Consider the following 11,133-nt stretch of genomic DNA (forward strand, 5'->3'; position numbering starts at 1 on the left):
ATCTATCCCTTGGCGCATCGACGCCGTAGAAGGGAGAGGGAGGAGACCATCTCATCGAGTTCCATCTCGGCCAGCGGCAGTGAATCCCAGCGCAGGGCCTGTCGTCGGCATCCATGTGTCCCGCCGGCGAGACAGGGGCGGACATCTGGAGAGATGAAACCTGCAAACCGCTAATACCTACCCGGCTTGAGGTCAAGAGAAAGTTGAGCAAATAACTCCAAAAACCTGTAAACTGGCCGACTACCCGCTAACCACACAGGCCCCACATGACCGCCAAGACTACCGAGCCAAAAGCAGCTACAGCAGCCAAGACACCCGCACCAAAAACCACAGCCGGCAAGCGCAAGGCCGATGCCGCCGTTGCTACCAGCCAGTCAATTGACAACCAGATCGAAGCCTTTCTGTCTTCTGGCGGCGAAATTCAGAAAATTCCCAATGGCAAAAGCGGTCAGACCTACAGCTCGCCTCGCGCAGGCAAGCCTGCTGCCAAGCCCGCTGCCCCCGCCAAAGCCGCCGAGTAATACAGCCGACCGTGTGCCCGGACTCTAACGCCGATCACCGCGTAGAGTCTGCACCCGCTCCTGCAAAACCGCCGGTTCAGCCTGATTCGGCGCCAGCGAATTGCCCGCCACCAGTGCCACCCGTGACCAGAAACGACGAAAGAACCCCTTGTGTGGAGCCCGGCTGAAGAAGCTGCCCCAGAGCCCCTGCAACGCCAACGGAATCACCGGGACCGGATTGCTCGCCAATATGCGGCTGATACCACTGCGGAACTGACTCATCTCGCCATCGGCAGTCAGTTTTCCTTCCGGAAAGATGCAAACCACCTCCCCCGCTTGCAGATATTGGTCGATACGCTTGAACGCCGCCTCGTAAATGGCCTCGTCTTCCTGGCGACCCGCGATGGGCACAGTACCGGCCGTGCGAAATATGAAGTTGAGCACCGGCAACTGGTAGATCTTGTAGTACATGACAAAGCGCACAGGCCGCCGCACCGCCCCACCAATCAATAGCGCATCGACAAAGGACACGTGATTGCACACCAGCACGCAGGCGCCCTCATCGGGTATCGCTTCCAGGTTGCGATGCTCCACCCGGTACATGGAATGCCCAAGCAGCCAGATGAGAAAGCGCATGGTGAACTCGGGAACCACGCTGAAGATGTACAGGTTCACCAGTACGTTGAGCAGCGAGATGGTGAGAAACACCTGCGGAATGCTCAGCTCGGCAAGGCTCAGCAGCACAATGGACAGTATCGCCGAGCACACCATCAACAGCGCGTTGAGGATGTTGTTGGCGGCAATGACGCGTGCACGCTCGTCTTCATGGGTGCGCGACTGGATCAGCGCGTACAGGGGCACTATGTAAAAGCCGCCAAAGATACCCAGACCGAGGATGCTGCCCATCGCCAGCCAGGCGGCGGGCTGAGTCAATAAAGCGGTCCAGGAATAAGCCAGATCGCCGGGCGTCACAGCGCCAGAGACCCACCACAACAGCAACCCGAAGATGGTCAGCCCCATGGAGCCGAAGGGAACCAGGCCAATCTCAACTTTGTGCCCCGACAGGCGTTCGCAGAGCATGGAACCCAGCGCAATCCCCACCGAGAATACGGTCAGGATCAGCGTTACCACACTTTCGTCACCGTACAGAAATTCCTTGGCGTACGCCGGAATCTGCGTGAGATAGGTGGCGCCGAGAAACCAGAACCAGGAGTTGCCCAGGATCGAGCGTGACACCGATGGCACCTGTTTGGACAAGCCCAACTGCAGAATCGCCCAGGACTGGCGAAAGATGTTCCAGTCCAGTTGTAGCTCCGGCAAAGCCGCTGCTGCGAGCGGAATGCGCCGGCTGGCCAGGTAACCCAGTACCGCAATAACAATAACCGAGGCGCCCACCCAATGAGCCCAGGCGGTACCGGACATCAATAGACCCGCGTACAGGGTGCCGCCAAGAATGGCGAGAAAGGTGCCCATTTCAACCAGTGCGTTACCACCGATCAGCTCGTCTTCATGCAGGTGTTGCGGCAGGATCGAATATTTGACCGGGCCGAACAATGCAGACTGGGTGCCCATGGCAAAGAGCACCAGCAGCATCAACGGCAGATAGCCCAGCCACAAGCTGAACGCCCCTACCAGCATGATGCCGACCTCGCCCAGCTTGATGCGGCGGATCAATGTGTCCTTGCGGTACTTCTCGCCAAACTGGCCGCCCAGCGCCGAGAACAGAAAGAACGGGAGCACGAACAGCATGGCGCTGAGGTTGATCAGCAGGTCGCTGTCAGCGGAGAAGCTCAGCTTGAACAGAATCGCCAGAATCAGCGCCTGCTTGAACAGATTGTCGTTGAAAGCGCCAAACAGCTGGCTGAGAAAGAATGGGAGAAAGCGCTTGCTGCCCAACAAACGGAACTGAGACTGGTCAGACATGGGCCTGTATTTCCTTGTGACGAAGCATCCAATCAATGAGGACGTCAGCATACCCAAGGAAAGGCTGTTACGGGTAGCGAGGGACGCGCAGGTGGCGTAAAAAACAGTGCCGAGGCTGCGCCCGGACAAAGTCAGCAACCAGCCTTGCTTAGCGTTCGTGCGCCAGCTCGCAAGGCTCTGGCTGCCCGAACACGGGCAGCCAGGCTACATCAGGTAGCGCTGCCCAGGCGCAGCTTGCGCCGCTCAACCCACTGGTAAATCCGCTCCTGCCGCGCGGCAGTCAGCGGATATTTCCAGGCAATCGCAAAGGCGGTCATATAGAGCAACACCGGGCCCAGGATGTAGAGCACGCGCAGGGAGAGCAATTGATTGGCGCTATGCTCCACAGCTTTGGCGTCGAAGCCCACAATCGCCAGCAATCCCAGGGACAAACCAAGGCCCAGGGCCATCGCCAGTTTCTGCGCCATGCCGGACATGGCAAAGAACAGGCCGGTACGGTGTTCCTTGCTGCGCGCGGTATCCAGGTCAACGATATCGGCCAGCATCGACAGCGGCAGAAACTGGAACGCAGCAAAACAGAAGCCCTTTACGCAAAACAGCAATGCAAACGGCAGTAGCTGCCCGGCGCCCAGGAAGAACATGCCGAGAATACTGGTGCTGGAAATTCCCAGCGCCAAACAGAACGCCTTGTGTTTGCCAATGCGCTTGCCCATGTACAACCAGAACGGGATCCCCAGAATACCCACGCCAAAATACAGCAGGTACATCAGACCAATCTGCGCCTGGATCTGGATCACGTGCTGCATGAAGAATACCGAAAGCGCATTGCGAAACGATTCACCGGTAACCACCACCAGCAACATCAGAATCATGCGTTTGAAGGGACCGTTGTTCTTCAATACCCGCAGGCCCTGTTTCCAGTCAGTGCGCTGCACCGACTGCGGCGGAGCTTCTTTCACCCGGGCCACCACCAGAAATACGGTCAGCGGCAGCAGTATGATCATCAACCAGGCCATCACGGCGAGAATGGGACCATAACCGATGCCCAGCTCGCCATCGCGGCCGAACAGCCAGACCGCCGACTCCATCAGAAAGCCGTCGGTTTGCCCGGCTTGATAACGCGCACCCAGAGCTTGCACTATCGCCGGCGCCAGTGCGGCCAGGAACAGGCCAATCAGCACAAACCCTTCACGCGAGGCCACCACGCGGCTGCGCTGGTGATAAAGGCTGGATAGTTCAGCGCCCCAGGCGCCGTATGGCAGGGTCACCATGGTCCAGCCGAGGTACATCAGTACCGTCCAGAACAACAGGTGCCCTATACCCACACCATCGGGCGGCATGAAGATCATGATGGTACCGATCAGCATCAGCGGCACGCCCATGACCAGCCAGGGCTTGCGCCGCCCGAAGCGGGTCTGCCAACGATCACTGAGAGTACCTATGAGTGGATCGGTGATCACATCGGTGATGCGCGCAAAGACCAGGACCAGCGCCATGAGCGCCATGTTGAGCCCGACTTCCTGCGCATAAAATGGCGGTAGGTAGACCACCAGGGGATAACCGATAATGGCCAGCGGCATGCCGATAGAGCCGTGAATAAGAATGGTAGAGCGCTTCAGTATGCCGGTGCCGGACATGCCTATCTCCTGGTAAAAACATCGCGCGCCTGAGGGCGGCTTTCTTGTCATTGTTGTCTCGCGACGATCAGCACTTGATGGGCTGACCGTGCACGCTTGTCTACTCTATACCACGCCTCGGACGCAGAGCAGCTACCTCTGAGAGGCCCTCAGCACCCCGGGCCCCGGAATCGCGAACGTTACTGCATTTGGGCCCCGCACCGAAGCAGGAAGATCGCAGCCATTAGCGGCAAAATATCTTCTGTTCGAGACAGCCACACTTCCCATCACTGGCGAGGATGCGCAACATTCATATACATTATTGGTGCCTTAGCGCATACGGGTGTAGTGTCTGCAACGCTTATTCCAGAGCCCGCGACACGTGAGACTACGCCCATGTCCCCAGCTCCTACGTCCCCGCGCACTGCTGTCGCTGCCGCCGCCTGCCTGCTCCTGGTAGTGCATGGCCTGGGACGCTTCATTTATACCCCTTTGCTGCCATTGCTGGTGGAAGATGGCCTGTTGTCCGTTACCCAGGCTGCTGATCTTGCCAGCTGGAACTACCTGGGTTATCTGCTGGGTGCCTTGGTTGCTATCCGCTGGCACACGCCGCAGCAACTGCGGGTTGCCATCCCCGCGGCACTTACCCTGCATTGCCTCAGCATGCTCGGCTTGACCCAAACCAGCTATTTTGGCGGCCTGCTGGCCCTGCGCCTGGCCAATGGCCTGAGCAACGGAATGATTTTTGTCATGGTGCCGGCTCTGCTAATGGAGTGGCTGGCTGCACGCCAACGCATTGCCCTGAGCGGTCTGGCCTATCTTGGAGTGGGCGGCGGCCTGATCATCTCTGGTTTACTGGCCAATCCGCCAAGTCTGGACCTGCATGCGGCCCAGCGCTGGTGGCCGGCTGCCCTGCTTAGCCTGCCGCTGGCTGTCTGGGGCGCCTGGGTGCTTGCCAGACTGGATAACCGCACGACGCTCCAGCACAGCGCGCCGCCTCGGCGCCTACTGGACCGTCATAGTGCGCCCCTCTTTCTCGCCTACGCCGGGGCCGGCCTGGGTTACATATTACCGATGACCTTCCTGCCCATGATCGCCAGCCTGCAACTGGGTAGCGAGCATCCGTTGGTCAGCCAAAGCTGGTTGATCCTTGCCTGCGCGACCCTGCCCTCGGCCTGGGTATGGAATCGGCTGGGCCAGCAACTGGGCGACCGCACAGCACTTATTGCCAACTATGCCATGCAGGCTGTCAGTGTGTTTGCCGCCTTGCTGCTGCCACCGGCCTTGGGTTTACCCCTGTGCGCCCTGCTGATGGGCAGCAGCTTTCTAGGTGCGGTGCTACTGACACAGCGGTTGGGGCGCACCCTGCAGCCGGACCAGGGCCCCAGATTGTCGGCCGCGCTGATTGCACTTTACGGGCTGACTCAATTGCTGGCCCCCTGGCTGGCACGGGTATGGCTGGAACAGGGCGGCCAGTTGCCGGATACCTTGTGGCTTGGCGCCGCCGCGCTGGTCTGGAGCCTGGGGTGGATGCTGGCCGTTCCACCAGCCAAACCGGCCGAGCAATGAACCGATCGGCCCTTGCTTACTCAAAGATGCTGTAGCCCAACAAGAACCTGCCATCCGGAGCATTCGATATGTACAAAACCGCGACCCTACTGGCGAGCACCTGTTTGTTATTGCTGGCTGTTGCCAGCACCGCCCACGCCAAACCCGACGAGCATCCCGGCAAGGGCAACTCCGCCCAGCATGCCCGAGATGACCACCACCCAGGCAACCACCACAACGACTCTCATGAAAACTACATCGGCATAGACGAGCAGCTGGTGCGCAGTATCTTTCATGACAATCGCGACTATCTTGAGCGCGACAGCTTGCCGCCAGGCATACGCAAGAATCTGGCGCGGGGCAAACCCCTACCCCCGGGTATTGCCAAGCAGATTGACCCACGTCTCAGCCGCAATCTGCCGCACTATGATGGCTATGATTGGCGTCAGGTCGGCGAGGACGCAGTATTGATCAGCGTCACCACCGGCATCGTCGAGGCCATCATCAATGACGTATTCGATTAAACGCCTGGCGCGCTTCTCTGGCTTGGCTGCGTGTCTGATTCTGCTCAGCGCATGCAGCGCGACCCAACTGGCGTATCGCAATCTCGACTGGCTAATCAGCCGCGAAGTGAACCAGTTGGTAGATCTCACATCCAGTCAGCAGGCCTGGTTCGACAATCAGCTGCAAGGGGTGTTGCAGTGGCACTGCCAGACGGAGCTGCCGCGCTATCGCATGGACCTGCAGCGGTTTGGCAGCTATCTGCTGGGCGATAGCCTGGATGCGACCGTGATTGCAGATGAACTCGAGCGGACGGAAGACTCGGCAGCGCGCTCGCTACAACGCGCTGCGCCGCTGTTTAGTGGGCTGCTGCAGCGCTTGAGCGACGACCAGGTTGCAGAACTGCGTGGGAATATGGCTGAACAACTGGCAGAGAAATACGAAGAGCTGGTCGAACCGCCTCTGCAGGCACGTCGCGAAGATCGCATAGACAAGCTCGAAGATCAGCTGCAGCGCTGGCTAGGATCGCTGAACGATGCGCAGCGGGCGTCTGTAACTCAATGGATAGACGGCCGTGACGGCAGCACCGAGGTGTGGCTGGACAACCGCAGGCAATGGGAATCCCTATTGCTGGCAGAGCTGCCAGACCGTCAACAGCCGGATTTTCATGAGCGTATCCGGCATTTGATAGTCGACTACAAGGCCCTGCGCACCCCAGCCTACGCCCAGCAGGCACCGCGCTCCAGGGCCAGCTTTGCGGCGTTGCTCTCCACCTTGATGCAACAGGCGACGCCAGAGCAGAAAACCCATTTTCAGAAGCGCTTGAACCGGCTGGCGACAGACCTGGACGAGCTCACCTGCAAGCCCGGTGAAACCGGTTGAAAATTTCGCCAATAAACTTTGACAATCATTCTCATTAACATTAGCATGCGTTCATCAGCCGTAAGTCTCGACCGGAGAACCTGCATGTACGTTTGCCTCTGCAAGGGTGTTACCGACAATCAGATCAAAGACGCCATTAACCAGGGCGCCTGCTCCATGCGCGATCTGCGCGCGGATCTGGACGTGGCTACCCAATGCGGTAAATGTGCGCGTGATTGCAAGTCGCTGCTGCTCGAAAACATGACCGGCAACCAGGTCGCGGCAATGGCATCAGCCCAGTACGTCGCGGCCTGAGAAAGTCCTGCAAACACCAACTGATAATCATTTTTAACTCCTTTCTTTTCAAATACTTATATTTGACACCTGCCCTATGGCGGCCCACACTTGGCAACTAAACGTTCCGAGGGGTCTTACCATGAAAGGCGACAAGAAAGTCATCCAGCACCTCAATATCATCCTGGGCAATGAACTGGTCGCCATCAACCAGTACTTTCTGCACGCGCGCATGCTGCAGGACTGGGGGCTCGACAAGCTGGGCAAGCATGAATACAAGGAATCCATCGACGAGATGAAACACGCCGACGAGCTGATCAAGCGTGTTCTCTTCCTTGAGGGGTTGCCCAACCTGCAGGACCTGGGACGCTTGATGATTGGCGAGAACACCCGCGAGATCCTCGAATGCGATCTCAAGCTCGAAATGAAGGGTATTCCCGACCTGAAAGCGGCCATCGCGTATTGCGAAGAAGTCGGCGACTACGGTAGCCGGGAGCTGCTTGAAGATATTCTCGAGTCAGAGGAAGAGCACGTCGACTGGCTGGAAACCCAGCTTAGCCTGATCGATAAGGTTGGCCTGGAAAATTATCAGCAATCACAGATTGGCGAATAAGCGGTTCGGGCTCAGTTGCTTGCTCAACCTCAGTAACCTTGCCTGAATAGATACCGCGCGGCATCTAATGCTGCTCGCCCGCGCGCAGCAGCATTACCCCCCTCCCTCAGCAGCCAGATTTAACAGAGCTTCGTCCTTGCGTTGTCACTTCCGTTCGGAACCAGCCAATCCGGGTTACCTGAGATGGCCGGGGCATCCCGGCCTGCGGTGGTGCAGCTGAGCCTGCAGCTATTTCTGGCTCAAAGCGTGGCGAGTATTGCCTCGAGCGCCTGCTCCGGCTTTTCTGCCTTGGTGATGGGCCTGCCCACCACCAGATAGCTGCTGCCGTTCTCCAGCGCCTGTGAAGGCGTTACGATGCGCTTCTGGTCATCTGCGCTGCTGTCAGCGGGACGTATGCCCGGCGTGACCAACAGAAACTCGTCGCCGAGCGCGCTGCGCAGCGCCTTGGCTTCGCGTGCAGAGCAAACCACACCATCCAGACCACAATCCTGGGTCAAGCGAGCCAGACGCTGCACCTGCACCATGGGTTCGATATCGATGCCGACTTCCTGCAGGTCTTCCTGCTCCAGACTGGTCAGGATGGTAACCGCCGTCAGCAGCGGCCGCTTGCTGCGTCGCTCCAGTACATCGCGACAGGCCTCCATCATGCGGCGACCACCCGAGGCGTGCACATTGACCATCCAGACGCCCAGTTCGGCGGCCGCCTGAACTGCGCTCGCGGTGGTATTGGGGATATCGTGAAACTTGAGGTCCAGAAACACCTCGAAGCCCTTGTGCTGCAATGCTTCCACCACGGCCGGACCGCTGCTGGTAAACAGCTCCTTGCCTACTTTGACGCGGCACCGCGCCGGATCAAGCTGATCGGCCATGTTCATTGCCGAACGGGCATCAGGAAAATCCAGCGCGACAACAATGGGGCTAGTGCTCGACATACTTTGCATCCTGTTTTGAACCATCATTTATTGAAACTCAGACCGCCTCGTATCCCTTCAAGGGCCTGATGCTTGACCAGCCGTGGCAGGTAGGGCACTGCCAGTACAACTTCTGCCCGGCGAACCCGCACGATTCACAACGGTATTGCGGGCGCTGTTGTTGCAGGGACTCGAGCAGCTGCCTGATTACCCCCATGTGCCCCTCCTCCATTTGCCCGACATCGCGCATCTGTAGCTTCACCAGCGCGAGCGTGCCACCAATGGAAGGCTGCTGCTGTACCCAGGTGAGTAGAAAGCGCTGGGCGCTGACGTCACCCTCGTGCCGTTGCAATTCTTCGCTGCGCGCCAACACTGTTTGCAGCATAGGCGGCTCCGGCCGCTCGAGAACCTTGTCCAGATACGCGGCAAGGTCCAGGTCGCCGTTATCCGCGCAGCGTTTGGCCAGCGGCAATATTTGCGGCACGAAGTCGGGCGACTCAATGGCGATGCGCTGCAACAACTTGAGCACTGCCCGGGTATGGCCCTGACGCTCTTCCAGTTCAGCCAGCGTCAGCAATGCGCGGGTACTGCCGGTATCGATCTTCAGCGCAGCCTGCAGGTGTCTCTGCGCCAGATTGATGTCGCGACTCTGCAATGCGTCTTCGGCCTGTTCGCAATAATAATGCGCCAACACTACGGCAAAGGCAGGGCGCTCGCGTAACAGGCGCAGCCCCACCTCAACCGCTTCCGCCCATTCGCGTTGTTGCTCGTACACTGTCACCAGATCGCCCAGCGCCTCACCGCGCAAACTGGAGGAGGAACGGCCCAGCTCTTCGAGCAGCCGCTCTGCCCTGCTGTGCATGCCCACCACAAGATAGTCCCTGGCCAGCTCAAGCTGCACCCTGTCAGCCTGCTCTGCGGTGAGATTGGGTCGGGCGAGCAGATTCTGATGCACCTTGATCGCCCTCTCCACGTCGCCGCGCTGGCAGAACAGCTTGCCAATCGCAATATGGGTTTCGACGGTTTCCGGATTGACTTCCAGCGCACGGATAAAGGTTTCAATCGCCTCATCGGGCTGCTCGTTCAACAGGTAGTTCAGGCCGATGAAGTATTGACGATCGATCGCGCTGCCATGGGGTTGCAGCATGAAGCCGACCTTGATGGCCTCGCGCCGCCCGAGAAACCAGCCAATCGCCAAAGCAGCAACGAACAGACCAAGGAACACGAGTTCCTGCATAGGATCAGCCTTTGACAGCCTGAGTTCGCAGCTTGTCTATTTCCTTGCGATAACGATTCAGCTCATTGCTCTGCACCATCAGCTTCAAGCGCAGCCGAGTAGTTATCAGCCAGCCGATAAATACGCCAAGCACGCTGCCGAGGATGAAGGACAATATGATGTAAATCGACAGAGGTAGTTCAGGGGACTGAATTTCGAGAAACTGCAGTGTGGTGGTCTGCTGGTTTTCCAGCATGAAATCCATTGTTGCCAGCGCTACCAGCAGCAAAACAACGATCAGCAACGCTCGCTTAAGCCATAGCATGCCACACTACTCCGCTTCCATTTGTGTAGGCGAAGTATAACGCAGGGGGCTGCGAGTGATATACCGGATCAGCTGTTTTCCAACGACTCGTTAACCCGGTCACGCAACTCCTTGCCGGGCTTGAAGTGCGGCACGAACTTACCTTCGAGCTCAACCGCATCGCCGGTTTTGGGATTGCGCCCCACACGCGGCGCACGGTAATGCAGCGAAAAGCTGCCAAACCCCCGAATCTCGATGCGCTCCCCGGTCGCGAGAGCCTGTGACATGTGCTCCAGCATGGTTTTGATCGCAAGCTCAACATCCTTCGCCGACAACTGCCCCTGTTGCTCGACAATGCGCTCGATCAACTCCGACTTGGTCATGGTTTTCCCTTTTTTATCAAGCGAGTAGCTTCGTTTTACACGGTTTTACCATGCTTGACTAGCTTTGAACAGCCTGATAAGCGCGAGCGTGCTCGCAGCCTGGAAGGCTTGAGCTTCAAGCGGCAAGCTACAAGCTACAAGCCACAAGCCACAAGCCACAAGCCACAAGCAAAATCAGCGTGACCTAAAAGATAAGCGCACAACTACTGGCGCTGGGATTAGAGCGAGCTGAGCGATTGGATTGGATTGGCATTAGCTTGCGGCTTGCGGCTTGCGGCTTGCGGCTTGCGGCTTGCGGCTTGCGGCTTGCGGCTTGCGGCTTGCGGCTTGCGGCTGTGCCCGAGCGCCGGAGGCGCGCGGGCACAAAAAAGGGCGACCGAAGTCGCCCTCAGATCGCTGACAAACCCCGTCCATTTTGGATGGGGTTTTGTTTTTTATAGGTTCTGCCAGCCTCGTCCGCGTT

The 11,133-nt window shown here is 58.4% G+C and carries 12 protein-coding genes; 6 read left to right on the forward strand and 6 right to left on the reverse strand.

The annotated features are described in order from the left end of the window. The first annotated feature begins 266 nt into the window (after positions 1-266). On the forward strand, positions 267-521 hold the full coding sequence (locus V7756_RS18620; RefSeq protein WP_335611705.1) for a hypothetical protein: 255 nt from the start codon (positions 267-269) through the stop codon (positions 519-521). 24 nt (positions 522-545) lie between these two features. Here the strand turns inward: V7756_RS18620 and V7756_RS18625 are convergent, their stop codons facing one another. Both V7756_RS18625 and V7756_RS18630 read right to left on the reverse strand, forming a co-directional pair. Next, the gene (locus V7756_RS18625) at positions 546-2,423 is read right to left on the reverse strand and encodes an MFS transporter (RefSeq protein ID WP_335611706.1); all 1,878 of its coding nucleotides are present in this window, start codon (positions 2,421-2,423) and stop codon (positions 546-548) included. Positions 2,424-2,632: 209 nt separating this feature from the next. Beyond that, on the reverse strand, positions 2,633-4,060 hold the full coding sequence (locus V7756_RS18630; protein WP_335611707.1) for an MFS transporter: 1,428 nt from the start codon (positions 4,058-4,060) through the stop codon (positions 2,633-2,635). Between the two features lie 375 nt (positions 4,061-4,435). Between V7756_RS18630 and V7756_RS18635 the strand changes: the two genes are divergently transcribed. The 5 genes from V7756_RS18635 (at position 4,436) to bfr (ending at position 7,856) form a co-directional block, all read left to right on the forward strand. Beyond that, on the forward strand, positions 4,436-5,608 hold the full coding sequence (locus tag V7756_RS18635; RefSeq protein ID WP_335611708.1) for a YbfB/YjiJ family MFS transporter: 1,173 nt from the start codon (positions 4,436-4,438) through the stop codon (positions 5,606-5,608). Between the two features lie 68 nt (positions 5,609-5,676). Then, on the forward strand, positions 5,677-6,111 hold the full coding sequence (locus V7756_RS18640) for an anti-virulence regulator CigR family protein (protein ID WP_335611709.1): 435 nt from the start codon (positions 5,677-5,679) through the stop codon (positions 6,109-6,111). After that, positions 6,095-6,970: a DUF6279 family lipoprotein gene (locus tag V7756_RS18645; RefSeq protein WP_335611710.1), complete on the forward strand. Its 876-nt coding sequence runs from the start codon at positions 6,095-6,097 to the stop codon at positions 6,968-6,970. Before V7756_RS18640 ends, V7756_RS18645 begins: the two co-directional genes overlap by 17 nt. 84 nt (positions 6,971-7,054) lie before the next feature. After that, positions 7,055-7,264, forward strand: a complete 210-nt coding sequence (locus tag V7756_RS18650; protein ID WP_335611711.1) for a bacterioferritin-associated ferredoxin — start codon at positions 7,055-7,057, stop codon at positions 7,262-7,264. Between the two features lie 121 nt (positions 7,265-7,385). Further along, complete coding sequence (bfr, locus tag V7756_RS18655) at positions 7,386-7,856, forward strand: bacterioferritin (RefSeq protein WP_335611712.1); 471 nt, start codon at positions 7,386-7,388, stop codon at positions 7,854-7,856. A 239-nt stretch (positions 7,857-8,095) separates the two neighbouring features. On the opposite strand, the gene pyrF is transcribed toward bfr, so the two are convergent. From pyrF to ihfB, 4 genes are all read right to left on the reverse strand, one after another. Beyond that, complete coding sequence (gene pyrF / locus V7756_RS18660; protein WP_335611713.1) at positions 8,096-8,788, reverse strand: orotidine-5'-phosphate decarboxylase; 693 nt, start codon at positions 8,786-8,788, stop codon at positions 8,096-8,098. Positions 8,789-8,825: 37 nt separating this feature from the next. Continuing rightward, positions 8,826-10,004, reverse strand: a complete 1,179-nt coding sequence (gene lapB / locus V7756_RS18665) for a lipopolysaccharide assembly protein LapB (protein ID WP_335611714.1) — start codon at positions 10,002-10,004, stop codon at positions 8,826-8,828. 4 nt (positions 10,005-10,008) lie between these two features. Then, the gene (locus tag V7756_RS18670) at positions 10,009-10,308 is read right to left on the reverse strand and encodes a LapA family protein (RefSeq protein ID WP_335611715.1); all 300 of its coding nucleotides are present in this window, start codon (positions 10,306-10,308) and stop codon (positions 10,009-10,011) included. 68 nt (positions 10,309-10,376) lie between these two features. Continuing rightward, complete coding sequence (gene ihfB / locus V7756_RS18675) at positions 10,377-10,670, reverse strand: integration host factor subunit beta (RefSeq protein ID WP_123891158.1); 294 nt, start codon at positions 10,668-10,670, stop codon at positions 10,377-10,379. Positions 10,671-11,133: the final 463 nt, after the last annotated feature.

Source organism: Halopseudomonas sp. (genome assembly GCF_036961105.1).
Lineage (GTDB): Bacteria > Pseudomonadota > Gammaproteobacteria > Pseudomonadales > Pseudomonadaceae > Halopseudomonas.